This window comes from Polaromonas sp. P1_F9, from assembly GCF_056405615.1.
This window is the reverse complement of sequence record NZ_JBFUBT010000003.1, coordinates 263,476-289,692: the sequence shown is the minus strand read 5'-3', so window position 1 is coordinate 289,692 and position 26,217 is coordinate 263,476. Positions and strand designations below refer to the sequence as shown.

The following is a 26,217-nucleotide window of genomic DNA, read 5'->3' as shown; positions in this document are numbered from 1 at the left end:
GCCGGTACCCCACATGGCCAGTGAACTGAAGATATCGGCAGGTCAGTATTCGGACAAGGGCCGCAAGGAAACCAACCAGGATTTCCACGGCATCTATGTGCCGAAAGAGCCGCAACTGAGCGCCAAGGGCATCGCCATTGCGCTGGCCGACGGTATCAGCAGCAGCGCCGTCAGCGACGTGGCCAGCCAGTACGCCGTCACTGGTTTTCTTGAAGACTACTACTGCACCTCGGAAGCCTGGTCGGTCAAGACATCGGCCGAGCGGATATTGAGCGCCACCAACTCCTGGCTGCATGCCCAAACCCAGAAAAGCCAGTACCGCTACGACAAGGACAAAGGCTATGTGTGCACGCTGAGCGCCATGGTCATCAAGTCGACCACTGCGCATATTTTTCATGTGGGCGATTCACGCATTTACCGCCTGCGCGGCAAGGCGCTGGAACAACTGACCAACGACCACCGTGTGTGGATTTCCCAGGGGCAAAGCTATCTGGGCCGCGCGCTGGGCTTCAAGCCGCAGCTTGAGATCGACTACCAGACCCAGCAGGTGGAGCAGGGGGACATCTTTTTGCTGGCCACCGACGGCGTGTACGAACACGTCAGCGAATACGACATGGCCGGCCTCATCCACATCTGCGCTGACGAGCCTGGCGGGCTGGATATGGCAGCCAAATCCATCGTCGAAAAAGCCCTGGAGCGGGGCAGCGGCGACAACCTCACGGCGCAGATTGTTCGCGTTGATGAGCTGCCCAACGGGCAGGCCGGCGAGCTGCTCCAGCAGCTGTCGGGCCTGCCGCTTCCGCCCATCCTGGAGGCCAGGACGCAGTTTGACGGCTACACCATCGTCCGCGAAGTGCACGGCAGCAGCCGCAGCCATATTTACCTGGCCACTGACAACGACACGGGCGAGCTCGTCATCCTGAAAACGCCGTCGATAGATCTGGGCGGTGACCCGGCCTACCTTGAAAGGTTTTTGACGGAAGAGTGGATCGCCCGGCGCATCAACAGCGCGCATGTGCTGAAGCCTTATGTACCGACCCGAAAGCGCCACTATGTGTATGTGGCCACCGAATATATCGACGGGCAAACGCTGAGCCAGTGGATGATCGACAACCCCCGGCCCGGGCTGGAAGCGGTGCGCGGGCTGGTGGAGCAAATCGCCAAAGGCCTGCGCGCGTTTCACCGGCTGGAGATGCTGCACCAGGACCTGCGGCCCGAGAACGTCATGATCGACAAGACCGGCACGGCGAAAATCATTGACTTCGGCTCAACCCGCGTAGCCAGCCTCATGGAAGCAGACCCCCCCGGCGCGCACGAGGACATTCTGGGCACGGCCCAGTATTCGGCGCCGGAGTATTTTGTGGGGGAGGGCGGCACCACGCGCTCAGACCTTTTCTCGCTCGGGGTCATCACCTACCAGATGCTGACGGGCAAGCTGCCCTACGGCGCCGAAGTGGCCAAATGCCGGACCCGGGCCGCACAAAGCAAGCTGCGCTATGACTCCGTGCTGTACGAAGACCGTGACATACCCGCATGGATAGACGGCGTGCTCCGCAAGGCCGTTCACCCCGACCCCGCCAAGCGCTATGGCGAGCTGTCGGAATTTTTATACGACCTGCGCCACCCCAACCAGTCATTCCTGGACAAGACCCGCCCGGCTTTGCTCGAGCGCAACCCGGTGGCTTTCTGGCGGGGTGTTTCCCTGATCCTGGCTGTGGTCGTTGTGGTGTTGGTGGCGTTGAGGCCTGCCGGCGGGTAGGGCCGCAACTTGCCCTTGTCTCAGACCTGCTCCGTCGTCGCTTGCGCCAGCAGCCAGGTGCGAAACACCTCGAGGGCTTCGAGCCGGGCCGACTCTTCCGGGTACACAAGGTAGTAGCCGCGCGTAGACACCCATTGCTTCTTTGAGAGCCGACGCAACCGGCCGGTTGCCACCGCATCGCTGGCCATGAAATCAGGCAGCAGCACTGCGCCCAGGCCCACCACTGCAGCATTCAGGGCCATCGACATCAACTCATAGCGCGGCCCCTCTTGCCCGGTACCGATTTCCATGCCGGCGTGGTCGAACCACTTTTGCCAGGCGTCCAGTACCGTCGTGTGGTGCACCAGAGCGGATAGCGGCGTACGGGAGGTCAGCGACTTTCCGTTTTTGGCAATCCATGCCGGTGCGGCATACGGGGCCATGGCCAGGGGCAACACAAAGTCGTTGTGCAGGCCCAGCCGTTTCCCGTCGCCAAATTCGAGCGAGGCATCTACCGGCATGCTCTTGAAATCCACCGAGCCCACGCGGGTGGCAAAGTTGAGGGTAATTTCGCTGTACGCGCGGGTGAAGTCCGGCAGGCGGGGAATCAGCCAATAGCTGCCCAGCGATGCGCCGACCGACAGCGTCAACGAACCCCCGCGCCCCTTGAGCGCCATCACATTGGCCGTTGCGCGCTCAAGGCGCTGGAGAATGGCGCTGACTTCGTCCAGGTAATAGCGGCCGGCCTCTGTCAGGACCACCGCATCCCGGCGCCGCACAAACAGCTTGAGGTCAAGGCGGCTTTCAAGCGCCATGATCTGGCGGCTGACTGCGCCTTGTGTCAGGTGAAGCTCTTGCGCTGCTGCAGTAAAAGACCGTAGCCGCGCGCTGGCTTCAAGGCACAGCAGGGACATCGTGGAAGGGGCTCGGAGCATCATGGTGCATGAGAAAAAGACATGGAAGACGGACAAATTGTCGTTTGTAGCCAAAGATTTGTCCAAGCATCATTCAGTTTTCTCATTGATCAACCCTAAAGGTGGCCTTCATGACTGAATTTCAAGCCAGCCGGCGAACGCTTCTCAAGCTGGGTGCGGCCGCAATGGCATCGGCGCCATTGCTTGCCCGCGCCGCCTGGCCCGATCGGCCCATCCGGCTGATCGTGCCGTCTTCCGCGGGCGGTTCGCCGGACAACATATGCCGCATCCTCACCGGCGAGTTGATGAAAACGCTGGGGCAGCCATTTGTGATTGACAACAAGCCCGGCGCAAGCGGCAACATCGGCACGCAGGAGATCGTGCGCGCCGCACCGGACGGCTACACACTGGGCTACGGCAACGTGGGCACGCTGGCGATCAACAAAGCCCTTTTCGCCAAACTGCCCTATGACCCGGACAAGCAACTGGTACCGGTGGCGCTGCTCGGCTATGTGCAAAACGCGCTGGTCGTGCGAAACGACCTGGGCGTGAAGAACGTGGCCGAGTTGATCACGTTGGCCAAATCGAAGCCTGGCAAGCTCAGCATGGCTTCATCAGGCAACGGCACCACGGGGCACCTGGGCGGCGAGCTGTTCAAAAGCATGACCGGCACCTTCATGACCCACGTGCCTTACCGCGGCAGCCCGCAGGCGATTCAGGACCTGATGGGCGGCCAGGTTGACCTGATGTTTGACAACCTGTCGTCCATCGCACCGCACATCAAGAGCGGGCGCGTCAAGGCGCTGGGGGTTTCGGGCCGCGCGCGCAGCCTGCAACTCCCCGATGTGCCCACCATCGGGGAGTCCGTCAAAGGCTACGAAACGACAGCGTGGGGCGGCATTGTGGCCCCGGCCGGCACGCCACGGGACATCGTGATGCGGCTTAACAGCGAAATCAACAAGGTGCTGGGTAGCGCCGCGGTCAATGAGCGCTATGCTGCCATTTCATTCGAAACCACTATCGGCCCGCCGGATCGCCTGTTTGACCGCGCCATGCGGGAGACGCGCATGTGGGCGGAGGTCGTCAAGCGGGCCGGCGTCCAGCTGGATTGAGCGCGCATGTTCGATCTCATCATTGAAGGCGGCGAGCTGATTGACGGAACGGGTGCGCCCCGCTTGCGCACCGACATTGGCGTCTCCGACGGAAAAATCGTCTCCATAGGCGATCTGGCCTCTGCGCCGGCAACAGAACGGTTCAGTGCGCTTGGGCGCATCGTGGCGCCGGGCTTTATTGATGCGCATACCCATGACGACCGCTTGCTGCTGATGCCCACGACGGGCCCGCACCCCAAGCTGTCGCAGGGTGTCACCACGGTCATCGCTGGCAACTGCGGGGTCAGCCTGGCCCCGCTGGAAACCAATAACCCGCCAGCGCCTCTGGACATTCTGGGAACCGACGGCTGGGTCTACCGGAGTTTTGCCGCCTACCTGGATGCGCTGGCCCAGTCCAGCCTGGCCGTTAACGTCGCCTGTCTGGTTGGCCATTCCACACTGCGGGTCAAGCACATGGCAGACCTTGAAAGGGCCGCAACGCCTGAAGAGGCGGCTGCCATGGCGGCAGAACTCACGGCCTCGCTGGCGGCGGGGGCCATCGGTTTGTCGACCGGGCTGTACTACCCGCCCGCAAAAGCCGCGACTGCTGAAGAGGTGATTGCCGTGGGCGCGCAGCTCAAGGCGGCCGAAGGCATCGTGGCCATGCACATCCGAGACGAAGGCGACGCCATCGACGAGGCGCTGCGCGAGGCCCTGCACATAGGCCGCGAGCTGGGTGTGGGCACCGTGATTTCTCATCACAAACTGGTCGGCACAGCCAACCACGGCCGGTCTGTAGAGACATTGGCCCTGCTGGAGCAGGCCGCGCAAGGGCAGGCGGTGTGCTTTGACTGCTATCCGTACAACGCCTCGTCCACCATGCTGCTGCCATCACGCGTGAAGCAGTCCAGCGACGTGCTGGTGACCTGGTCGCAACCCGAGCCGGGTGTGGCCGGCCGCTCATTGAAAGAGCTGGCGCGCGAACGCAACCAGACCGAAGAAGACGTGGCCCGCGCGTTGCAGCCGGCCGGGGCCATTTATTTCGCCATGAGCGAAGACGATGTCAGCCGCATCCTGAGCCACCCGATGGCCATGGTCGGCTCCGACGGTCTCGCGCATGACGTGCGGCCGCACCCGCGCCTGTGGGGAACTTTCCCCCGCGTGCTGGGGCATTACGTGCGAGAGAGAAAACTCTTTTCACTCGAGACAGCCATCTACAAGATGACCGGCCTCAGCGCCAGGCGCTTTGGCCTCACAGGCCGGGGAACGCTGGCGCCCGGCCATCACGCCGACATCGTCATCTTTGACCCGGACCGTGTGAACGCCAACGCGAGCTACGGGAACCCGACGGAGGTCAGCTCCGGCATTGACGCCGTTTTTGTGAATGGGAAACTCGCTTGCCGCGATGGCAACACTGTGTGCGCGAATGGGGGCCAGGTGCTGCGCAGGCAGGGCGCTTTGCCCTGATTACGCTGGGCCGGAAAGCTATTTCCCCAGCAGTTTGGTCATCACGCGCCAGCGCTGCCTGTCCATCTTTTGTGGCTCTGTAGCAAAAGCTACAGAACACTTTTCCCGGCGCGGCTATCTTCGCGTTCGTGCCCGCATTGCGGCATGTCACGAAGAAGGAAAAAACCCATCATGTCCAAGGAAATCTACTGGCTGGCGCTGACCCTGGCCGCTGCGGCGTTGTTCGCCTTGCCTTATGTTCTCAACCGCATTGCCGTGCGCGGCATGGGCGGTACGCTGGCCAACCCGTCGGCCACAGAAAAACCCCTTGCCGAGTGGGCCCAGCGCGCACAGCGGGCCCAGGCCAATGCCACCGAAAACCTGGTGATTTTTGCGCCGGCTGTACTGGCGGTGCAGGCCAGCGGCCGAGCCGATTCGGTGACGGCCGCCGCCTGCGCCGTCTACTTTTTTGCGCGGCTCGTTCATTACCTGGTTTACACGCTCGGTGTTCCCGGCGCACGCACACTTGCCTGGGCAGCGGGCTGGGCGGCCACGCTGGTGTTGATCGGGCGCCTGCTGGGAATGCTGTGAGCCGGCCCTTCGCACTCATCGCGGGAAGCGGTGGTGTGCTCGGCGAATCGCTCGCGCGGCAGTTCAGCGGGGCGGGGTATGAAGTGGCGGGCCTGCGGCGCGCAGATTGCGATCTGGCGGATGGTGACGCAGTAGCGCAAGCTATCGCGGCCCTGATTCAGCGCCACGGGCCCATCGACACGCTGCTGTACAACGCGGGTCATCTGGCAGTTGCTCCTTTTCTTGAACTGGAGGCGAGTGCGCTGCGCGAGTGCCTTGAAGCCGGCCCTGTCGGGGCGGCGCACTGCGCCCGGGCCGTGCTGCCGGGCATGCTGGCCGTGGGGCGCGGCAATCTGCTCTTCACAGGCGCCACGGCTTCGCAGCGCGGGTCGGCCCGCTTTGCGGCCATGGCCGCGGGCAAATTTGCCCTTCGCGGGCTTGTGCAGTCACTGGCAAGAGAGTTCCAGCCGCAGGGCATCCACGTGGCCCACGTCGTGCTGGACGGCTTGCTTCATGGCTCTGCTGCCGCATCCCGCTACGCGGCAGCAGAAGCCCCGGTGATGGCGCCCGACGGGGTGGCTGCCAATTTCCTGTGGCTTGCGCAACAGGCGCGCACCGCATGGACGCAGGAGCTGGACTTGCGGACCGCATCGGAGAAGTTCTGATGGAGCTGATGCAGCTGAACGCCGACCGCACGGCGCCGGTCCTGGTACGGGCCGGGTCGCTGCCGTGGCTGCCGTCGCCGCAACCCGGGGTTGAGCGGCGCATGCTCGAGCGTACCGGTGCAGAGGTGGCCGTGGCAACGTCGCTCGTGCGTTATGCAGCTGGCAGCCGGTTTGACGCGCATTCGCATGCGCTGGGCGAAGAATTCCTTGTGCTCTGCGGCGTGTTTGCCGACGAGCACGGCTCGTACGGCCCCGGTACCTATGTGCGCAATCCGCCGGGCTCCAGCCACAGGCCCTTCAGCGACGAGGGCTGCACCATCTTCGTCAAACTGCGGCAGATGGACCTGCTCGAACAGCGCCGCGTTGTCATCAGTGCTGCAGACAGGCCCTGGGTGGATGCCGGAATCGCCCGGCATAGGCGCGCATTGCTGTACGAGGGCCCCAGGGAAACCGTATTCCTCGTACGGCTGGAACCGGGGTGTACCATGGCCGCGCAGTACGTGCGTGGCGGCCAGGAAATGCTGGTCGTCGAGGGTTCGGTCCGTGTCGAAGCCGGCGACGACGCGAGCGCGCGCGCTGCGGGTGCGCAAGACCTCGGCCCTCTGTGCTGGCTGCGCAATCCACACACCAGGCAGCCCGCCCTGGCCAGTTCTGAAGGTGCCTTGTTGTGGATCAAGCGTGGCCACGTGGCACCGATGGTTTGACGGTGCGGCAGGTCGCCGCGAATGGAGCAATATGCAGGTCTTACGTGAACTTGCCCTTTTCGAGCCTTTCAGCCGCCTGAGTGCGGACGGCCGTAACCTGCTGACCCAGGGTGCTGTTCCGATGAGTGCGCTGGCAGGAACCGGCATCATTCACAAGGGCCAGCCTGCCTCTGGCGCCTATGTCGTGCTGTCGGGCCGGCTGCGCGTCTACACCATCACGCCTGCGGGTACCGAGGCCACGCTGTATCTGGTGGAGCCCGGGGAGACCTGCGTACTCTCGCTCAACTGCCTGTTCAACGATCTTCTTTATCCTGCCTGGGTTCAGGCCGACAAGGCGACGCGTGTCGCTGTCATCCCCGGTCCGTTGTACCGGCAGCTCTTCAAGCAGGAAACGTGCATCCAGGACCTGACGCTGCATGCGCTCTCGACACTCGTTTTCAGGTTGATGGCAGAACTTGATGCCGTTCATTCCTTCAACCACCGGCAACGCCTTGTGCATTTTGTGTTGCTGCACGCCTCGTCCGATGGGGTATTGAAAACGACGCAGCAACAGCTGGCCGGGCATCTGGGTACGTCGCGCGAAGTGGTGGCGCGGCTGATGCAGGGGCTGGTCGCCGAAGGCTTCCTGAAAAGCCAGCGCGGCCAGGTCATCATCAAGGACCTGTTCGGGTTGCGCCGCCTGCAAAGCCTGCCGCAGTCCGGCGCCTGACAGGTTTCTCACTTTTTGCCGGTGATGGCTTTCCAGTGCTGCGGCTCGACGGGCGTGATGGACAGACGGTTGCCCTTGCGCAGCACCTGCAGGTCTACCAGTTCTGGCCGTGCACGCAAGGCGGGCAGGGTGATGTTGGGTATCTTGCGCAGCACCTGCACGTCCACCAGCATCCATCGCGGTTCTTCATGTTTTGACTTGGGGTCGTAGTAGGGTGACTTCGCATCAAACTGCGTGGGATCAGGGTAGGCCGTAGACGCCACCCGGCCGATGCCGACGATACCCGGCTCGGCACAGCTCGAGTGGTAGAACAGCACGCCATCGCCGACTTGCATCCCGTCACGCATGAAGTTGCGCGCCTGGTAGTTGCGCACGCCAACCCAGGGGACAGTCGAGTTCTTCGCCGCGAGCGCGTCGTCAACTGAACACTCTTCGGGTTCGGATTTCATGAGCCAGTAGCTTGTCATGGGGTGGCCTTGGTACCTGAAGTGGGGACGAAGCAAAGCTTAGCGGATCGATGGGGCAAAGAAAAGCGCCGGCCTCAAACCAGAAGCCGCTTGACAGCACGGTATATCTTGAATAAAGTTATTAACAAATAAGTTAATACATCAATGCCTGCATCCCTCGACAAAATATTTGAAGCGCTCGCCTCGGGGCCCAGGCGCCAAATTCTGGCCTACCTCACCGAGAAAGAACTCAGCACCACCGAGCTGGCCGAGCGCTTTGCCATGAGCACGCCGGCCGTTTCTCGCCACCTGTCGGTGCTTGAAAACGCCGGCCTGGTGACCAGCGAGCGCAGCGGCCAGTTTGTGCTCTACAAGCTCAACAGTGACAGCCTCGTCAACAGCCTCACGGGTTATGCATTTGAACTATGCCCGGTCGCGCGGCCCCTGAAGCGGGAGCGCGCTGCGGCCAAAACACAAAAAGCCAGGTAACAAGGAGAGAGGGACCCATGCTGAATCTCACACAGGTGATTGAAACGTTTCCGTCGGTTCGCATTCCATCCGAATCGGGCGGTTTGGCCGTCGAGGTGTCCTTGATTGCCCAGATCGGCCACGGCGCCGGCAATCATCTGTTTGCCAGCGTGGCCTCGCGGCAGCGGCAGCACAGCGCGTTTGTCGATGAACTGGACGAGCCATCAGCCAAACTGGGTGGGACCAACTTTCCCAAAGGTGACGCAACGTCGCTGTATTCATTCGTCGTGGGGCCTAAAGGCCATCCGTTTCATCGCCATGCGGGGCACCGCATATTTACGGCGGTATCGGGCAGCGGTGGAGCCCAGTTGCGCTTTTCCAGCGCGTCGGAACAACAAATCCAGGAAGACCCGCAAAACTTCATCCGCGCCCTCCGTTTTGTGAACATACCGCCTGACTGCATGTTTACCGTGCGTTTTGGCGGTGAAACCTGGCACCAGTTTTCTCCGCTCTCGCGTAATTCTCTGCACCCTGTGTTCTTTGCGTTGTCTTGCCATACCAATGAACTGGGCGGCAATTTGTCGGAGTCTTTGAAACAGGAGGTGCTGACCAATAAGGCGAGCATCCCATCATTGACGGAGTTGCTGCCGGACGAGGTGAAGGCGTTGCTTCAGGCCAAGGACTTCAAGGCCGATACCGTGCCGACTACGACTTTGTCGCTGGATGCTCCGCCCGGGACGTTCCACCGGGTGGTATGCAACACTGTGCGCAGCGGCGCAGGCGTGATGCGAGGCTGGTGGGGTTCGTGGAAAGGGGCGTCGGGCTTTCTGTCACATGGCGGATCCGCCCGAAGCGTGAAGGAGCTCAGCAGCCCGCCGGTGGATTCGCTCCTGCTTCAGCAACTGACCGAACTGCGCGTCCATCATGAAGACACTTTTCGCCTGCGCGTGACCGGCACCAACTTTGGGCACACCAGCGCCACGAATCTGCTCGCCGCGGTCCTGGAGGGCTTTTTGCTTAACGCGCCCAGCGGTGTGTCCAACCTGATGGCACTGCGCAACGTGCTCGTTAAACCCCTGGGCCTGCGTACATCGCCATTGGGCTGCCCTGTGTCTTCGCTGTTGTCACCGGACACCAGCAACCTGTTTGCCAACCGCTACCCGGTGCTTGACCAAAGCATCAATGCAACCGATACCAAGGCGCAAGTCATTCTGGGCGCCAATGACAAACATCTGCTGTTCAGGTCCTGTGTCAGCGTGGAAATCGTCGACAAGCATCATGTGGATGTGATGCTGGGTACGCGGGTTCATTGCAAGAATGCCTTTGGCCGCTTTTACATGGCGGCCATTGACTATGTGCATCGCCACTACGTCACACCCACGATGCTGCGGCTGGCAGTGGAATATGCGGTGGTTCAGGAAAAAGAGTCGGTTGTACCCGCCAAACTGGTAACGGCCTGAGAGATCAAGTCAGGAACGTTGTTGTTTTTGGCAGCTGTAACTTCGTCACCATCTCGCAGCACCTCACACCAGCACAAGCAGCAGCAGGCATATCAGGATCAGCCCCACCTCGAGCCATTCCTGACTCGTCATGCTGAGCATGCGGCGGGCCGTCAGCGTCACCACGGGAACCAGCAGGACGAGGCCTATCCAGCGGTCTAGCGGCATGAGGCAGACGCGCGCCAGCGCCCAAAGCCAGGCAGCATGCGCCAGGAAACCCCAGAACTCAGCCCGGCTTGTTTTTGCGGTGACATTCAGCGTAAGGCGCCAGCCGGTGGCCACGGCCTGCCACCATTCCATCTCCTCGTCGTCCAGCACCTTGTGCAGGGCATGCAGGGCCACCACGCCCAGCACCACCGGCCCGACGAAGCCCGCCCCCAAGGCAAGGCCGAGATACAGGGGATGGTCGTAACCCGTGCCGCCACCGCCCAGTTTCACAGTGGCCAGCACCCACGCGCCGCCTACCAGCAGCACCGAGACAACGGCAACCACGCCCTCCGGCACGCCCGCGCTACGCGCGGCGCGGCCGCCGGCAAACAGGCCGAGCGCCAACACGGTGGCGCCGAGGAAGGTAGTCAACAGTGAGACAGTTGCCTTCCATCCGTGATGCGGTGCAGCCGTTAGGCTGCCCGACTCGGGTGGGTCCATTGCTTTTTTTGCAGGGGACCACTGGCGGTACGGCTCGTGCCGGGCCTTCAGCTGGCGCTGGCTCCAGCTGACTCTTAATGGCGATGCATTCGCGAATGCCAGTTCTGTGTGGTACAGGCGCTGGGCACTGTCGAGGTCATGCGGTACCAGCATGGTCTGCAGGCCTGCCTTGCCGTTGGCCGCCTGCAGCGCAGCCAATTGCTCGCGCCAGTACCCGGCCACCGGAGGGGCCTCGCACGCCAGGGGTTCTGACTGGGCGCCGGGCTGCAACAAGGTGACTTCATTGGCGCGCATGACGCTTTGCGGTGCTCGCACCCGGTCCCAGTCGCAGGTAAAGCGCAGCGTGCCTTGCAAGACGATGTCGGGGCGGTAGAGGGGCAGCGGCACGGAGCTGGTATTGGCCAGGCGCAATGACAGCATCAGGCGTACCCGGCCTTCAGCAGAAGGGGCTGCCCAGATGCCGGGTGCGATGGGCCGCATGTCGCGCATCTCCAGGGTGAAGAGCGGCGCGCGCGCGGCGCCCGATTCCCAGCGAGGGGCCAGCGCCTGGTTGAAGGCCGCCTGCCAGGTCGCGCGGAAAGCGGGGCCCATCACGTCGTCGCGTTGGCGGCCGCGGGCGATGGCCACGGCCACATCGTCGGCCGGTGCTTTCGTACCGCCCGGCAACCGGCGCAGGAATGACTTCCATGCGCTGGGCTTGGGCTCGGGCACAGCCAGGGCCGGCGGTGGTGCCGCACCGGTGACCTGCGCCACATAGCCATGCAGCAGTTCGCTGCGGAAGGCTTCAATGTCCGCCTTGGGCGCTTCGGCACTGCGCAAGACATTCACGAGGAAGTAGGCCTGCGCGGCATTGCTGCCTACCGGTGTTCCGTATAGCGCAGTGGTGAAGGGAGTGGGCACGGAAGAAGGGTTGGCCGCGAAGGCCCAGCCCTGAAGCAGCAGCATGCTGCAGAGAATGGCGCGCAGGATTCGTGTCATGGCTTTATAGCTGCCGGGCAGTGCGAGTGAACGTGGTTGTCGTCGGCAAGGAGGCCGGAACACAACCGTCCTGCTCGCGTGGCTACCAGCAGTTGTGTAGCTTGGTGCGTGCTCATAAAGCAAGGTTGCCGGATGTGATTTCGACTGGCTTTATTTTTTTGCCTCTGAGGCCGAGCCCAAGGAGCGAACGAGGAGGGCGGACTGGCGTTCTGTTTTCTTGCCCTCCATATCTTGTATTGTCTCGACGATCACAATCTCCAGGTCTGTGATGGAAATGATCCGCCCACGTTCTGGGCCAAGATAGTTTCCAACCCGCACCCTGTAGAGCTGGGCGGGCGGCTTTTTGTGCATCACCAAGGCAAACTTATCGCTGCCTTGATTAAGAACACCTACGACGACAAGATCCGCCAGGAGCGCGGACTCGAGCGGTTCACGTTTGCCTTGGTAGACCTCTCCGTTATTGAACGGGTTTTTGATGCCCAGGATGCTTTGTCTTGCTTTGGCGAGTTGTTGGCGATATTCAACGGCCTGCTCCAGAACCAGGTCACCAAGATAGATACTGCCTTCTACGGTGATGGACGTGGTGTTGCTCTTCACAAAACTGATTCGCTCAACCAGTGCTTCGCTGAGCACAGGCGCATTGACCAGAAAATGAATCATTTCCTTGTAGGGTGCGGTGGTCTTGAAATGGACGCGAGACAGGCCGCTGTTCAGGGAGTTGACCGGTTCCGCTTTAAAGATGTCGAAACGGATGCCCTGCTGGGTCGCATACTCATGGAGGCGCAGTACATAGGTGTCGCCCAGCCTGGGTGGGGACAGGGTTGGAACAGGTATTGCCAAGCCCCGATGGATATTTGCCTTGAACTCCATTTCCGCGTTGCCGGGCAAGCGCTTGAGGGCATAAGGGCCAAGCCAATGGTCGGCATCCGGTACAAGCTTGCTGGCTAAGACGACGCTGTCGGTAGCACTGACACCGCTCTCGAACCTAAAAGTGCCCTCCAGTACTTCTGCTTTTTTTAAGTTGATGGAACCGGGTAGTTGTTGCGCAACCCGATCAAGTTCCTGCGCAACTTGATAGAGGACCGGGTGTTGGGAGTCTTTGGTAAGGCCTTGTGCTGCCAGTGTGTGTGCCCCCGGCAGCAAGGCCAAGATACAAAGAACTCGCGTAAGCTGGCCTTTGAAAGTCGAGGCTACCGTTGGCTGGATGTTCGCTGCTTTCACTTCTTGCCCCCTGAAGGCGCTTGAGCAGCAACCTTGTTGTTTTGGTGATCACGCTGATCTTATATTGGGCCTACCGTTGAATCGGCTTGCCCTTTGCCAGGGCTTGGCGCTCTTCAAGGTAAAAGTTAAATTGTCATTTTTTGCTTGAAGAATATCCTCTTCAAGGTAAAATTAAAAACTACCTATTTACCTTGAAGACGCCATTGGACTCTTTTTTTGAGCTCAACGAGCAGCAAAAGCGGCAAATGATCGATGCCGAGATGCTTTTTTCTACCCTGGAGCAGGCGGAGGCGCAAGCCATACGCCATCGCGGGTCCATGTTCTGGCGCGAGCAGGATGGAAGCCGTTACCTGATTTCTCTTTCGCCGCACTCGCGCCAGCGCTCGCATGGGCCTGCTTCACCCGAGAACGAGCTGAAATACCAGCAGTTCACCCAAAAAAAGGCGGAGGTGGAGGCCAGGGTCAAAGCTTTGCGCGAGAAGGTGGACGAGTGCCGGCGCATGAACAAGGCGCTGCGCGTGGGTCGCACCCCGGACATCCTGATTGATGTGCTCAACGCAATGATGCGTTACGGCGTGGCCGAGCATTTTCTGGTGGTGGGAACGCATGCCTTGTTTGCCTATGAGACCGCCGCCGGCGTGCGCTTTCCGAGCGACGTGATGGCCACTCAGGACGCCGACCTGCTGTTTGACACTGTCAGAAGGGCGGCCTTTATGGAGGTCATGAAGGACCGCAAGATGTCTTTCCTGGGCCTGCTCAAGAAGGTCGACAAGACTTTTGAGCGCGGTGAACTGGACAACTCCACCGCGCGCAATGCCTCAGGCTACGAAATCGACCTGATCCGCCGCTTTCCGCCGGACGCGGGAGACGAGTCCGAGCATCCGCTGCGGCTCACGGCCGAAGAAGAGGACTTGTGGCCTGTGCGCGCGTCCATGGGGCAAAAGCTGCTGTCGGTGCCGCGCTTTGACCAGGTTGTAGTCGGCGTGAATGGCGCGATGGCGCGCATGCGCACGGTGCACCCGCTGGACTTTGCTCGCATCAAGCGCGAGCTTTCCCGGAACAAGGACCGTGACCCGCTGAAAAAGAACAAAGACCTGGCGCAGGCCGAGATGGTGGAGGCGCTGGTTGGCGGCTACCTGCCTCAGCTGGCAAAGCGGGCTAAAGGCACGCCGGCCGGCGATGGGCCTAGCGGGACAGAGTGAAACCGGTTGCGACTGACCGCCCTTGCAGCCGCAACTGCGCACGAGCGACTGATGGTCGAGCCGGGAAGCTAGCGGTGCGTCATCCACGCGGCCATGGTGTCCAGCAGCTCCTCGCGCACCTGCGCATCGGTACGGCCTGAGCGCACCAGCACGTGAAAGGCGTGGTCGGCGCCATCCACGATATGCAGGCTTGCCTTTTTACCGAGGCTTGCCGTGGTTTGCGTGATCAGGTCCAGATCGGCAAGGCCATCGCGCGTGCCTTGCAGAAAAAGCATCGGCAGCTTCACATCGTCCAGGTGCGCGGCGCGTTCGGTTGAAGGGTTGCCGGCTGGGTGCAATGGAAAGCCCACCAGCACAAGGCCTTTCAGTCCGGGCAATGGCTCAGCCGCCTGCGCCTGCGTGCTCATGCGCCCACCGTAGGATTTGCCACCGGCAAACAGCGGCACGTCAGGCATTTGCCGCGCCGCTTCAGCAACCGCCGCCCGGATCGCCGCATGGGCAACGGCGGGGGAGTCCGGTCGTTTCGAGCCTTGTTCCATGAACGGAAAATTGAAGCGCAAGCTGGCAATGCCGCGTTCCGCGAGGCCCCGAGCAATCGCCTCCATAAAGGCGTGGTTCATGCCTGCGCCTGCGCCGTGGGCGAACACATAGCACGCCTTGGCGCTGGCAGGTTTTTGCAGCAGGCCGGAGATGGTGCCGCCCGAAGGGAGCGGAATGTTCAGTGAAACGGGGCGTGTGGGCATCAATAGAAAGGGCAGGCTGGAAAGGGCGAACTGGCTTGGGATGCCCATTACAGCATCGCCAGTGCTCAGGCCGAACGCTTCGGCGCAGGATCGGCAATCCCGGGCGGCAGGCGGTTGAGCAGCCACCGGATCGCCAGCGGAACCAGCACCAGATCGTCAGCAATCCCGATGACGGGCAGGAAGTCGGGGATGAAATCAATGGGGGAGAGGAGGTAGAGCGCAATTGCTGCGGTGCCCCACTTCAGCCAAACGGGCGCTTCGGGATGGCGCAGGGCAGTCCACAGCCGCCGTGCATCGCCGCGTATCAGAACCCAAAGCAGGGTCAGACGTTTGAACATGAAAGCTCCTTGGGTGAAGGTGCAAGCCCGAAGGGCCGCTGGCATCCAGATGGCGTCACTTGCCTGGGCTGCAAGAGTACTGACAGGACGTTACATTCGCGCCGGTCAGTGCGCCAGATCGGCAACCAGCTTGTCTGCCGCCTCAACGGCCTCAGCGCGCGTGGGCCAAGTCCTGTCGCTGTCGTGCAGGGGCGGCAGCGATTCAACGTGTACGACATCGATGTACCAGGGGCCGTCAGGGAGGTGGCACAGCCTGGCCATGTAATGCCGGCCGTTGGCGACGCCGGGGACGTATTCCTCGATCGGCTCCGGTTCGTCGTCGGGTGCTTCGTCCAGTGCGTCTTCTGTTGCGTCTGTTTGCATCGGGTTTCTCTCCAAATCCCGATTATCCGCAACCAACCCTTGTCCTTCCCCCGGGAGGGCACTGGTTACGGCTCAGTCCTTGATCTCCACCCCCAGCGCCGCGAGCTTTTTGGCGTACGCATCCCGGCGTTTTGCTGCCTTGCCTGCTGTCTCGACGGCCATCTGGATCGCCTTGGGGCCTTTGGCTGCAGCCGCCTTGATTAATGCGAACTTATGAGCGGCCTCCGCCTCCGCTCTCCTGAAAGTGGCGATGAGTTCGGCGTGGGCAATGGATGAATTCACGGGATACTTCTTGGGGTTTAGTGGGAAATCCTAAATCCAGTCGCGACCGACAGCACGCAACACGGCTGGATCAGTGGGCCTTTGCCTTGATGGTGTCAATCGCTTCCTGTGCTGCGGCACGGCAATCGGGATCGTCATCGCTCAACAAAATTTCCAGGGCCGGTATAGCCGGGATGGCAAGAGGCCCGAGCCCGCCGAGTGCGTTTGCTGCCGCGGAGCGGGGATACCTGGGGTTCGCACTTTCGATGATGCGCACCAGATGTGGGACGGTCCGTGGGTCAGCCGCTATTCGCGCCAAGGCGATCGCGCATGCGGTCGACAGCACGTCGCCAACTGGTTCCACACCTTTGAGCAATTGCGGCGCGGCGGAAATGGCCGCAGGCCCCATTTCTCCTAATGAAAAAGCAGCCCACGCCGCACGCGAGTCGCCTTGCGCTTGCACAAGCGCGAGGAGCTGTGGAATCGCAGCTATACCCACACGCGCCAGTGCCCGGCTCGCGGCAGACCGGACAATCGGGCTCTGATGCCCAAGGGCTGTCAGCAAAGCTGACATGACCGGGGGATCCGCCGAGGCCATAGATCCCAATGCGTCCGTTGCAGCCCATTGAAGGTCCCAGTTGTCTTCTTCCAGCATGGCTTCGATGAGCTTGGGAAGAAGGGGGGCGGCCGCTGGCCCTAGTTCGCAGATGACATCGCAAACAGACTCGTCGTATTCGTCAAAGACCCGTGCAAGCGCGGGCAGCGACTCGCTGACACGCTGGTCAATTTTCCACAAGGCCTTTGACGCGGGCACAACGCATTCGTCAATATTCAATGCAGCCACAAGGGCGCCGATGGCATCCATTGGAGCGGGGCGGATCAAACCCAGAATGTCGCAAACCTGTGATGCTGAAGTGCTGTTGTGGCTCAGCCATCGACAAAGGCCTGTCGCGCGGGAAGAAAGGTCTATCTGGGGCGCCAGCAGCTTCAACTGCGACAGGACTGTGTGCAACACCCTTTCGCCGGGATCTTGTTCCAATATCCCTAGCAGGACTTCTGCATGCTCTGACGCTGGGAGGCCCAGGGATTCGATGAGGTAAAGCACTGACCAGCGCGTATCCTCATCGGCATCATCCAGCGCGGAGAAGATGAGCGGGCGATGGCTGCGCAGGCGCGAGGGCTCATCCATGTATTTCCCTATATTTCCAAGGGCATGGAGCGCGGACCGGCGATCCGAGGTGATGCCGAACTCCGCCAGTTGAAAGAGGGATTCGACGGTTCGGCTGTCGCAATCGTGGACGAGGCCTAAAGCCCAGGCCGCGCGTGAGCGGACGTTCTCTGCGGGGTCTTTCAGCAGCCGCCGAAGTGAATCGCTGGCAGGGTGGGCTTCGTCGCCGATATTGCCGATCGCCCACGCCGCGCGTTCCCGCACCTGCGGGTCCGCGTTCAGAAGGCAGTCAATGAGCGGCTCGATGCTTTGAGGTTTGCAATAGCCAAGGGCCCAGAGTGCGCTTTCCGCCGTCTTGGGATCGCCGTCACCCAGGCGTTCGATTAACACGGGGATAGCTGCGGCGGCTTTTGTGCCCACCTTGAACGCCAGGTCATAGATGGCCTCGACCGCTTCTCGCTTTTCATCCACGCTAGGGCTTCGCGCCTTGATGACAAGTTTGCTGACTATTGCGGGTAACTCCGCGTCATCTGGTGGTGGCGCGTTCCAGTTCATTGACGTCCAGCTGGAAAGGGCTCTCGGCATTGACCAGTTTGTCGAAAATCCGTGCTTGAAGGCCGCTGAGGCAGCCGCAGGCCGGTTTTTACTTCCGTGGTCTCCGCCAGCAGCAGCCCCTTCCTCCACACCTTGAGCCGGTTCGCCCGTAACCGGATCGCCTCCACCGGGTCCCGCGCCTGCAGCAGTACAAAGCTCGCGTCGCAGCCCGCCTCCAGGCCATAGCCTTTGAGGTGCATCACCTTGGCGGCATTCGCTGTCACCGCGTCAAAGCATTGGCGTATGCCTTTCTGGCTGGTCATCTGCGCCACGTGCAGGCCCATGTGCGCCACTTCCAGCATGTCACCGCTGCCCATGCCGTACCAGGGGTCCATCACGCAGTCGTGGCCGAAGGCGACGTTGACGCCTGCCGCCATCAGTTCAGGCACGCGGGTCATGCCGCGGCGTTTGGGGTAGGTGTCGTGGCGGCCTTGCAGGGTGATGTTGATGAGCGGGTTGGCAATGACGCTGACGCCGCTCTCGGCGATCAGGGGCAGCAGCTTGCTCACGTAGTAGTTGTCCATGCTGTGCATGGAGGTGCAGTGGCTGCCGTTGACGCGGCCCTGCAGGCCCAGGCGCTGGGCCTCGTCAGCCAGGGTTTCGATGTGGCGTGAGAGCGGGTCGTCGGACTCGTCGCAGTGCATGTCGACCAACAGGCCGCGCTCGGCAGCGATTTCGCAGAGCAGCTTGACGCTGACGGCGCCGTCGGCCATGGTGCGTTCAAAGTGGGGGATGCCGCCGACCACGTCCACGCCCTTGTCGAGTGCGCGCTTGAGGTTGTCGATGCCGCCTTTCGTTCGCAGCACACCGTCTTGCGGGAAGGCGACCAGTTGCAGGTCGATGTAGGGGGCAACCTGCTTTTTGACTTCGAGCAGCGCATCTACCGCCAGCAGGCTGGGGTCGCTGGTGTCCACATGGCTGCGAATGGCCAGCAGGCCTTTGGCGACGGCCCAGTCGCAGTAGGTGAGGGCGCGTTGAATAAGCGCTTCGGCTGTGAGCAGCGGCTTGAGTTCGCCCCACAGCGCGATGCCTTCGAGCAGCGTGCCGCTTTCGTTAACGCGCGGCAGGCCGTAGCTCAGGGTGGCGTCCATGTGGAAGTGCGGGTCGACAAAAGGCGGGCTGAGCAGGTAGCCGCCGGCGTCTACCACCTCGGCGGCGGGCGCGTCCAGGTTGAACTCCACGGCGGTAATGCGGCCGCCCTGGATGGCGACGGACATACCGGTTCTGCCGTCAGGCAGCGCAGCGTTCTTGATCAGCAGGTCGAGCATCTTGGGACTCCTGGCAGGGCAAGCCTAACGCTCGCCTTTTCGGTAAGGTTTCATCAACGCCTGAGGATACGCCGCCTTGCGCGCCACCAGCACCAGCGCGAGGATGGAAAGGGCGTAGGGCAGCATCAGGTACACCTGATAAGGCACATTCACGATGCCCGAGGTCTGCAGGCGGAGCTGCAGTGCGTCGAAGAAGGCGAACAGCAGCGCGCCCAGCAGCGCCTTGCCCGGCCGCCACGAGGCAAACACCACCAGTGCCACACACACCCAGCCGCGGCCGTTGACCATGTTGAAGAAGAAGGCGTTAAACGCTGACAGCGTGAGGAAGGAGCCCGCCACGCCCATGAGCGCCGAGCCGGCCACGATGGCGGCGGTGCGGGTGGCCGCGACGGAGACGCCCTGGCCTTCGGCGGCCTGGGGGTTCTCGCCGACCATGCGGATGGCCAGGCCTGCCGGTGTGCGGTAGAGCAGCCAGGCGATCAGCGGCACCAGCAGCAGGGCCAGCAGCGTGAGCGAGGTTTGCGCGGCCAGCACGTTCAGCCCGCCGCCGGGAAAGCCGTCTAGCCAATGCATGGGGGCGAAGGGTGTGATGGTGGGGGGCGTGTCGACTTTGGGAAAGCTGACGCGGTAGCCGTAATAGCTGAGCGAGGTGGCCAGCAGGGTGATGCCGAGCCCGGACACGTGCTGCGACAGCGCCAGGCCGACGGTGAGAAAAGCGTGCAGCAGGCCGAACACCGCACCGGTAAGCGCTGCCACCCCCACGCCAACCCACAGCGGCGCGCCGCCGTACACGGCAAGCCAGCCGCTGAAGGCGCCGGCAACCATGATGCCTTCGATGCCCAGGTTGAGCACGCCGGCGCGTTCACACAGCAGTACGCCCAGCGTGCCCAGGATGAGCGGCGTGGCGATGCGCAGCACGGCGATCCAGAAGGGCGCCGCGGCAAGGATGTCGAGCATTTCAGCCATACAGGACGCCTTTTCCCGTTGGCTTGCAGGTTGCTGGTGCTATGGATTTAATAGCTGCTTGCGCCCGTCTTAATTGGCTTGTGGCTATTATTTTCTCAAGAATTGCGCGTGCAGCTTCAGCCCGGGCGGCAGTGGCCGCATGGGTTGGCAGGGCGCGGGTGCTGGAGAATTTCATGCGGCCCGGCCCTTTTCTTTAACTACCACCCGGTATTGCGTCATCAACGTCGCGACCAGCACCGAGATCAGCGACGCCGCCACGATGACGTCGGCGATATAGGTCGGCACGCCCACGGCCCGGCTCATGGTGTCGGCGCCGACCAGTACGCCCGCCACAAACACGGCCGCCGCCAGAACGCCCATGGGATTAAGTGCGGCCAGCATGGCGATCACGATGCCGGTGTAGCCGTAGCCGGGCGACATGTCGAGCGTGACATAGCTGGTGCGGCCTGCCACCTCAATGGCACCAGCCAGCCCGGCGAGAGCGCCCGAGAGCAGGGCAACCAGCACCACCGTGCGCGTGACGGGCACGCCGGCGAATGCCGCGGCTTTGGGGTTGGCACCCACGGCGCGTATGTCAAAGCCCAGCACGGTGTATTTCAGCAAGGCCCAAAGCGCCGCAGCCAGCGCGGCGGCCCACAGCAGGCCGGTGTGGATGCGTGTCTGCGCGACGAGCCTGGAAAGCTCCAGCTCGCCCTGCAGCGCCACGCTTTGCGGCCAGCCCATGGCAGTGGGGTCTTTCATGGGGCCGTCGAGCATGGCTGACACAAACAGCAGCATGATGAAGTTGAGCAGCAGGGTAGTCACGACTTCATCGACGCCCAGCCGGGCCTTCAGCAAGGCCGGGCCCAGCAACAGAAGCGCGCCGGCAATGGCCGCAGCCAGCATCATCAGCCCGAATAGCAGCCAGAGGGGCAGCTCAAAACCTGTACCGCCGTGCATGCCGCCCACAGCCACGGCCGCCAGCGCGCCGGCATAAAGCTGGCCTTCCGCGCCAATGTTGAAAAGCCTCGCCTTGAACGCCACCGTGGCGGCCAGGCCGGTCAGGATGAGGGGCACTGCGCGGGTGAAGGTTTCGCTAAGGGCAAAAACCGAACCGAAGCCCCCCTTGAATAACAGCATATAAGTTTGGCCCAGCGGCGCGCCGGCCCACAACACCAGCAGTGCGCTGATCAGCAAGGTGAAGGCGATGGCGCCGACGGGCGCAAGGGCCAGGGCCCAGCGCGAGGTTTGCGTTCTTTTCTCCAACCTCATGACTGGTTGGCCCCCACGCTTTTCACTTCGTGTAATGCGCTGCCCCCCGAGGGGGCCCTCGCGCCTTGGGGCGGCCCGGCGGCGCTCGAGTCACTCCCATTGGCTCCAGCCATGGCCAGTCCAACGGCCTCGCGAGTCCAGGCTTCGGCGGGCAGGGCCTCCGTCAGCTGGCCCGCGTGCATCACCGCCACGCGGTCGCCGAGCGCCACCACTTCGTCCAGGTCGTCAGAAATGACCAGCACGGCCGCGCCGGCGTCTCGCGCTGCGATGAGTTGCTGCTGCACGTAGGCGACGGCACCAATGTCCAGGCCCCAGGTGGGCTGGTGGGCGATGATGAGTTTTGGCGATGCAGCGTCTGCAGAAGGAGAAACCAGGGCTCGCCCGAGGATCAGCTTTTGCATGTTGCCGCCCGACAGCGAGCGCGCCGCGGTGTGTGGGCCTCCGCCGCGCACGTCAAACTCGCGCATGATGCGGGCCGCATGGGCCTGCGCGGCCTTGCGCTTGACCCACAGCGCCTTCGAAAACGCCGGGCTGCGCAGGCGCTCTGACACGGCGTTTTCCCAGACGCTGAGGTCGCCAACCACGCCCACGCCATGCCGGTCTTCGGGGATGCGCGCCACGCCCTGAGTGACCAGCCAGGCCGGCGATGCCTTCATGGGCTGGCCCAGAAATGTCACGGAACCCTGGCTGGCGGCGCGGGTGCCGCACAACAAGTCGGCCAGGGCGAGCTGGCCGTTGCCTGAGACGCCCGCAATGGCGACGATTTCACCGGCCTTGAGCTGAAGCGAAACGCCATCCAGGCGGTCTTGCCCCGCATCGGCCGTGCTGACGCCTTCCAGCGTGCAGACCGGCAGGCCGGTTGACGGCGCGGGGCGGCGTTGTGTGGTGGCGACGGCGTGGCCGACCATCCATTGCGCCAGCTGCGCCTGGCTGGTGCTGGCGGCTGGTGCTTCGGCCACCAGCTTGCCGCCGCGCAGCACCGCCACCCGGTTCGACACGCGCAGCACCTCGCCCAGCTTGTGGCTGATGAAGATGATGGACAGGCCCTGTGCCACCATTTGGCCCAGCGTATCGAAGAGCGCTTCGCTTTCCTGCGGTGTCAGCACGGCGGTGGGCTCGTCCAGGATCAGGATGCGTGCACCGCGGTACAGCGCCTTCAGGATCTCGACCCGCTGGCGTTCGCCGACCGAGAGGCTGCCCACCTTGGCATCGGGCGCCACGGGCAAGCCAAAACGCTGTGCAACTTCGAGCAGCCTGGCGCGGGCTGCGCCGCGGCGTGAAAACAGCTGCCACAGCGGTTCGCTGCCGAGCATCACGTTGTCGAGCACGCTGAGGTTGTCGGCCAGCGTGAAATGTTGGTGCACCATGCCAACGCCCGCGGCCAGCGCGGCCTTGGGGTTGCCGGGTGGCAGCGGTTGGCCGAAGATGTCGATATGGCCTTCGTCGGCGGTGTAGTGGCCAAACAGGATGGACACCAGCGTGGACTTGCCGGCGCCGTTTTCACCGAGCAGCGCGAGGATTTCGCCGCTGTGCAGTTCGAGCGAAATCGCGTCGTTGGCAACCAGCGGGCCGAAGCGTTTGGTGATGCCGCTGAGGCGAAGAACGGGGGTAGTCATGAAGAGGCGGACCCCAGCTTACGGCAGAACGACTGAATGGCCAACGCGGCGGGAGCTGGTGAGACCTGCAAAAGGCAATGCGGGCCTTCTATTTTCACGATCTCCATGGACGGAAGGTCTTGCTTCAGGGATTGCGCGGCAGATGCAGGAACCACCTGATCCTGCGTTGCTTGCAGATACATTACCGGCACGTGGATCTGTTTGAGTTTATCCCTCACATTCACATGAAGAACCTCTTGAGTTCGCTTGGCCATCGCTTGCGGTGACAGCTGCCGCAGTGCCTGCTCAAGAGAGTTTCTCAATTGGGTAGATGCAAATCTACCGAGCAAAAAGGGGCTGACAAGGCGGGTCAGCAGATGCGGAGGGATTTTCCGGGACACCCAGTTGTCCGCAAGATGGGAGACAAAGGAAAAGGCAGGGCGGGGATTTTGCGCAAAAGTACAGCTCAGGATCACTCCACGCAAGCCGGCAGGCCGGGTGGCTGCAATGGAAATGGCCAAAGGCCCGGAAAAAGATTCACCCAGCAATACGAATGGCGCTACGGTCATGCGCGCCAGGATGAACCTGTGCAAGTCGTCATAGCCCAGCGCGTCATGTCCAGGGTAGCGCACGACTTCCACTGGCATGGATGGCGCCAGTGCGTTGACCAGCGACGCGAGCAAATCTCCTGTGCCGTCCATTCCGGGTAGCAAGACGAGCCGTAGTACAGGGAGAAGGGGCGCGGTCATCCGAAAGAAGTAAGGTTTAGCAATGTGGCTTTCAGATCAACAGGGGCCGCAGCACTGGCGGCTGCGAATGCTTAGCCGAGGGATTCCCAGTGGTCATGCCGGTCGCGCCGCTCCTGGCGGTAGTTGGTGATCTCCAGACGAAGGCCGTCGGGGTCGGTGAAAAAAGTGGCCCAGTAGTCGGGTGCGTATTCGCCGTGGTTGTGCGGCTCGCTGGCGTTGATGCCTGAGCCCCGCAGCAGCCGTGCGCATTCGGCCACGTCTTCGATGGTGTCTACGCGCAGGCAGAAATGGTGAAGACCGGGCGAGTATGAGTCGTGCGCGACTTGCGAGCGGGCAGGCCGCAGCACATAACCAAAGTGGCGGTTGTAATACTGGATGTGCGGGTCGCCGCCTATCGTGAAGGTGTTTTTGCGGCAGCTGAGCGTCTTGAGCATCAGCTTGTCATAGAACGCTTCCGACTCGGCCATGTTGCTCACGGCAATGTAGATGTGGTCGATGCCGGCGAGCTCGGGCATGCTATTTCCAGGCGGCCAGGAACGCCAGCAACACCTTGGCTGAGTTGTCGGCAGCGATGTTCATGAAGGTGACCATTTCATTGGCGGCTTCGCCGCCGCCGGCCAGGTCGCTGAGCGAGCGGAAGGCGATGTAAGGCACGCTGTTGCTATAGGCCACCATGCCGACGGCGGCGGTTTCCATGTCGAGTACGTTGGCCTGGAAGGTCTTGAAGGCGTATTCGCGGAAGGCGGCGTTGTCGACAAAGGCCTGGCCCGACACGCCGTTGCCGCCCACCATCAGCTGCGGTTTGTGCGTGAGGCATACGCCTGCGTTGCAGGCGCCGAGTTCGATGTTGCCCATGCCTCTGGCGACCTCGAGCATCCGGGGGTCGACTTCAAACCAGAACTTGCGTACGGGTGCCGGGTTGGCGGCGGTGCGCGTTTCGACCGGGCGCGGGTGCAGCATGCCGAAGGGCGCAAGGGTTTGCGCCTCCATGCGCGGCGGAATGGTGAACCGGCCCGGCGAAGTTTCGCGCGCCATCAGCACTTCCAGGTATTGGCTCCACTGGGTGGGTACGCTGACGTCGCCGATGTGCAGGGCCGGGTTGACGCCACCGGCGATGCCGCTGAAGACGATGTGTGTGATGTTGAAACGGTCAAGCACCAGCTGCGTGTTCATGGACGCATTGACCATGCTGATGCCTGAAAGAAACAGCACGACCGGTTTGCCCTGCAGGGTGCCGGTGGTGAAGTCAACGCCGTTGATGCGGTGCCTGGCAGGCCCTTGCAAGCGGTTGAGCAGCAGGGTCAGCTCGGGCGCAAAAGCCGACATCACCGCGATGCGGGGCGTGGCGTCGAGCCGGACGGGAACGCCGGCAACTGCGCCAGTCGCATGAGCTGGGGTGGGTAGGGCCGGCGCTGGACCCGCGCACCCCAAAAGGCCCCACGACGCGATGGCCAGGAATGCTAGCGGCGCCGCGACCCGCCAGGCAACAGGCTGGCTGAAAAGAAAACGCCGCAGGCAAAACAGGGAATGCATACGGCGCTTTCAGGTGGGGCGGTGAAACGCCGGCTTATTTCGCGGTGGACTTGGGCTGGCCGTCGTCGACCTTGACGGTGAACTTGCCGGCCAGGATGTCGGCTTCTTTGGCCTTGACCTTGGCAACGATGTCGGCAGGCACTTTTTTCTCGAAGGTGCCCAGCGGGGCGAGTTCGGAACCCTTGTACTTCATCATGGAATAGGGGCCGTAGTCTTCGGCCTTGAATTTGCCTTCCTTGACGGCCTTGATCGCGCGGTCGATGCTGGGCTCCATGTTCCAGAGGGCCGACGCCACCACGGTGTCGGGGTATTTGTCTTGCGTGTTGATCACGTTGCCGATGGCCAGCTTGCCTTTTTCCTTGGCGGCGTCGCTCACGCCAAAGCGCTCGGCGTACATCACGTCAGCGCCCTTGTCGATCATGGCGAAAGCGGCTTCCTTGGCTTTGGGTGGGTCAAACCAGCTGTTGATGAAGCTCACGCTGAACTCGACCTTGGGGTTGGTTTCTTTCGCCCCGGCCATGAAGGCGTTCATCAGGCGGTTGACTTCAGGAATCGGAAAACCGCCGACCATGCCGATCTTGTTGCTCTTGGTCACGCCGCCGGCGATCATGCCGGAGAGGTAGGCCGGCTCCTGGATGTAGTTGTCGAACACCGAGAAGTTGGGCGCCTGCACCTTGCCCGAGGAGCCCATGAGGAAAGATACTTTCGGGAAGTCCTTGGCGACCTTGCGGGCCGCGGCTTCCACCGCAAAAGCCTCGCCGACGATGAGCGCGTTGCCGGCCGTGGCGTATTCGCGCATGACGCGTTCGTAGTCGGCATTGGAGACGTTTTCAGTGGCCTTGTATTCGATCTCGCCGCGCGCTTCGGCGGCTTTCAGCGCCTTGTGCAGGCGGCTGACCCATTGCTGCTCAAATGGCACGGTGTAGATGGCCGCAACCTTGGTTTTTGCTGCCTGGGCAAGGGCCAGGCCGGGCAGGGCGGCTGCGATGGCGGTGGCCAATAGAACGAGCTGGCGGCGCTTGAAGGTCTGGTGCATGAGTTCCTCCGGGTAGGTTCAGGTTTTGGGTGACAAACAGAAAAAACTAAAAC

General features: G+C 62.3%; 27 protein-coding genes. 10 read left to right on the top strand and 17 right to left on the bottom strand.

Annotated features, from left to right (window positions below; all coding sequences use genetic code 11):
* Positions 1-13: 13 nt before the first annotated feature.
* The gene (locus AC1DYR_RS10280; protein WP_477705020.1) at positions 14-1,759 is read left to right on the top strand and encodes a bifunctional protein-serine/threonine kinase/phosphatase; all 1,746 of its coding nucleotides are present in this window, start codon (positions 14-16) and stop codon (positions 1,757-1,759) included.
* Between the two features lie 20 nt (positions 1,760-1,779).
* Here AC1DYR_RS10280 and AC1DYR_RS10275 read toward each other — a convergent pair whose 3' ends face one another.
* Complete coding sequence (locus AC1DYR_RS10275; protein ID WP_477705019.1) at positions 1,780-2,652, bottom strand: LysR substrate-binding domain-containing protein; 873 nt, start codon at positions 2,650-2,652, stop codon at positions 1,780-1,782.
* Positions 2,653-2,783: 131 nt separating this feature from the next.
* Between AC1DYR_RS10275 and AC1DYR_RS10270 the strand changes: the two genes are divergently transcribed.
* The 6 genes from AC1DYR_RS10270 to AC1DYR_RS10245 all read left to right on the top strand — a co-directional run bounded on the left by AC1DYR_RS10270 (position 2,784) and on the right by AC1DYR_RS10245 (position 7,837).
* Entirely contained in the window at positions 2,784-3,764 is a 981-nt protein-coding gene (locus tag AC1DYR_RS10270) for a Bug family tripartite tricarboxylate transporter substrate binding protein (RefSeq protein WP_477705018.1), read from the top strand.
* Positions 3,765-3,770: 6 nt separating this feature from the next.
* Positions 3,771-5,210 (top strand): N-acyl-D-amino-acid deacylase family protein, encoded by a 1,440-nt coding sequence (locus AC1DYR_RS10265; RefSeq protein ID WP_477705017.1) that lies wholly within the window; start codon positions 3,771-3,773, stop codon positions 5,208-5,210.
* 171 nt (positions 5,211-5,381) lie between these two features.
* Positions 5,382-5,780, top strand: coding sequence for an MAPEG family protein (locus AC1DYR_RS10260; protein ID WP_477705016.1), 399 nt, complete (start codon positions 5,382-5,384; stop codon positions 5,778-5,780).
* Positions 5,777-6,424: an SDR family NAD(P)-dependent oxidoreductase gene (locus AC1DYR_RS10255; RefSeq protein WP_477705015.1), complete on the top strand. Its 648-nt coding sequence runs from the start codon at positions 5,777-5,779 to the stop codon at positions 6,422-6,424. The genes AC1DYR_RS10260 and AC1DYR_RS10255 overlap by 4 nt, the downstream gene beginning before the upstream one ends.
* The gene (locus AC1DYR_RS10250) at positions 6,424-7,128 is read left to right on the top strand and encodes a cupin domain-containing protein (protein WP_477705014.1); all 705 of its coding nucleotides are present in this window, start codon (positions 6,424-6,426) and stop codon (positions 7,126-7,128) included. Before AC1DYR_RS10255 ends, AC1DYR_RS10250 begins: the two co-directional genes overlap by 1 nt.
* Positions 7,103-7,837, top strand: a complete 735-nt coding sequence (locus AC1DYR_RS10245; protein ID WP_477705013.1) for a Crp/Fnr family transcriptional regulator — start codon at positions 7,103-7,105, stop codon at positions 7,835-7,837. Before AC1DYR_RS10250 ends, AC1DYR_RS10245 begins: the two co-directional genes overlap by 26 nt.
* An 8-nt stretch (positions 7,838-7,845) precedes the next feature.
* On the opposite strand, the gene AC1DYR_RS10240 is transcribed toward AC1DYR_RS10245, so the two are convergent.
* Complete coding sequence (locus tag AC1DYR_RS10240) at positions 7,846-8,304, bottom strand: EVE domain-containing protein (RefSeq protein ID WP_477705012.1); 459 nt, start codon at positions 8,302-8,304, stop codon at positions 7,846-7,848.
* Positions 8,305-8,448: 144 nt separating this feature from the next.
* Between AC1DYR_RS10240 and AC1DYR_RS10235 the strand changes: the two genes are divergently transcribed.
* Positions 8,449-8,772: a metalloregulator ArsR/SmtB family transcription factor gene (locus AC1DYR_RS10235; protein WP_477705011.1), complete on the top strand. Its 324-nt coding sequence runs from the start codon at positions 8,449-8,451 to the stop codon at positions 8,770-8,772.
* A gap of 17 nt (positions 8,773-8,789) precedes the next feature.
* Positions 8,790-10,211 carry a DUF2867 domain-containing protein gene (locus tag AC1DYR_RS10230; protein WP_477705010.1) on the top strand — a complete coding sequence of 474 codons (1,422 nt, stop codon included), beginning with the start codon at positions 8,790-8,792 and terminating at the stop codon, positions 10,209-10,211.
* A 63-nt stretch (positions 10,212-10,274) separates the two neighbouring features.
* On the opposite strand, the gene AC1DYR_RS10225 is transcribed toward AC1DYR_RS10230, so the two are convergent.
* Both AC1DYR_RS10225 and AC1DYR_RS10220 read right to left on the bottom strand, forming a co-directional pair.
* The gene (locus AC1DYR_RS10225; protein ID WP_477705009.1) at positions 10,275-11,876 is read right to left on the bottom strand and encodes a hypothetical protein; all 1,602 of its coding nucleotides are present in this window, start codon (positions 11,874-11,876) and stop codon (positions 10,275-10,277) included.
* 150 nt (positions 11,877-12,026) lie between these two features.
* Positions 12,027-13,097 (bottom strand): pilus assembly protein PilP, encoded by a 1,071-nt coding sequence (locus AC1DYR_RS10220; protein WP_477705008.1) that lies wholly within the window; start codon positions 13,095-13,097, stop codon positions 12,027-12,029.
* Positions 13,098-13,300: 203 nt separating this feature from the next.
* Here AC1DYR_RS10220 and AC1DYR_RS10215 point away from each other — a divergent pair, with 203 nt between their 5' ends.
* Entirely contained in the window at positions 13,301-14,299 is a 999-nt protein-coding gene (locus tag AC1DYR_RS10215) for a nucleotidyltransferase family protein (RefSeq protein ID WP_477705007.1), read from the top strand.
* A 68-nt stretch (positions 14,300-14,367) separates the two neighbouring features.
* On the opposite strand, the gene AC1DYR_RS10210 is transcribed toward AC1DYR_RS10215, so the two are convergent.
* From AC1DYR_RS10210 to AC1DYR_RS10150, 13 genes are all read right to left on the bottom strand, one after another.
* A complete protein-coding gene (locus AC1DYR_RS10210) occupies positions 14,368-15,090 on the bottom strand; it encodes an alpha/beta hydrolase family protein (protein WP_477705006.1) in 723 nt (240 codons plus the stop codon).
* Between the two features lie 17 nt (positions 15,091-15,107).
* Complete coding sequence (locus AC1DYR_RS10205; protein ID WP_477705005.1) at positions 15,108-15,380, bottom strand: YkvA family protein; 273 nt, start codon at positions 15,378-15,380, stop codon at positions 15,108-15,110.
* 105 nt (positions 15,381-15,485) lie between these two features.
* On the bottom strand, positions 15,486-15,743 hold the full coding sequence (locus AC1DYR_RS10200; RefSeq protein WP_477705004.1) for a hypothetical protein: 258 nt from the start codon (positions 15,741-15,743) through the stop codon (positions 15,486-15,488).
* Positions 15,744-15,815: 72 nt separating this feature from the next.
* On the bottom strand, positions 15,816-16,025 hold the full coding sequence (locus AC1DYR_RS10195; protein ID WP_477705003.1) for a hypothetical protein: 210 nt from the start codon (positions 16,023-16,025) through the stop codon (positions 15,816-15,818).
* A gap of 70 nt (positions 16,026-16,095) precedes the next feature.
* Positions 16,096-17,727, bottom strand: coding sequence for a HEAT repeat domain-containing protein (locus tag AC1DYR_RS10190; RefSeq protein ID WP_477705002.1), 1,632 nt, complete (start codon positions 17,725-17,727; stop codon positions 16,096-16,098).
* A complete protein-coding gene (locus AC1DYR_RS10185; RefSeq protein WP_477705001.1) occupies positions 17,724-19,034 on the bottom strand; it encodes an amidohydrolase family protein in 1,311 nt (436 codons plus the stop codon). Before AC1DYR_RS10185 ends, AC1DYR_RS10190 begins: the two co-directional genes overlap by 4 nt.
* Before the next feature lie 24 nt (positions 19,035-19,058).
* Complete coding sequence (locus tag AC1DYR_RS10180; RefSeq protein ID WP_477705000.1) at positions 19,059-20,000, bottom strand: ABC transporter permease; 942 nt, start codon at positions 19,998-20,000, stop codon at positions 19,059-19,061.
* 171 nt (positions 20,001-20,171) lie between these two features.
* The gene (locus AC1DYR_RS10175; protein ID WP_477704999.1) at positions 20,172-21,251 is read right to left on the bottom strand and encodes an ABC transporter permease; all 1,080 of its coding nucleotides are present in this window, start codon (positions 21,249-21,251) and stop codon (positions 20,172-20,174) included.
* Entirely contained in the window at positions 21,248-22,867 is a 1,620-nt protein-coding gene (locus AC1DYR_RS10170) for an ABC transporter ATP-binding protein (protein ID WP_477704998.1), read from the bottom strand. Before AC1DYR_RS10170 ends, AC1DYR_RS10175 begins: the two co-directional genes overlap by 4 nt.
* Positions 22,864-23,547: an alpha/beta fold hydrolase gene (locus AC1DYR_RS10165; RefSeq protein WP_477704997.1), complete on the bottom strand. Its 684-nt coding sequence runs from the start codon at positions 23,545-23,547 to the stop codon at positions 22,864-22,866. The genes AC1DYR_RS10170 and AC1DYR_RS10165 overlap by 4 nt, the downstream gene beginning before the upstream one ends.
* Positions 23,548-23,666: 119 nt before the next feature.
* Positions 23,667-24,110, bottom strand: a complete 444-nt coding sequence (locus AC1DYR_RS10160) for a VOC family protein (RefSeq protein WP_477704996.1) — start codon at positions 24,108-24,110, stop codon at positions 23,667-23,669.
* Between the two features lies 1 nt (position 24,111).
* On the bottom strand, positions 24,112-25,128 hold the full coding sequence (locus AC1DYR_RS10155) for a 5'-methylthioadenosine/S-adenosylhomocysteine nucleosidase (protein ID WP_477704995.1): 1,017 nt from the start codon (positions 25,126-25,128) through the stop codon (positions 24,112-24,114).
* A 34-nt stretch (positions 25,129-25,162) separates the two neighbouring features.
* The gene (locus AC1DYR_RS10150) at positions 25,163-26,164 is read right to left on the bottom strand and encodes a BMP family protein (protein ID WP_477704994.1); all 1,002 of its coding nucleotides are present in this window, start codon (positions 26,162-26,164) and stop codon (positions 25,163-25,165) included.
* Positions 26,165-26,217 lie beyond the last annotated feature (53 nt).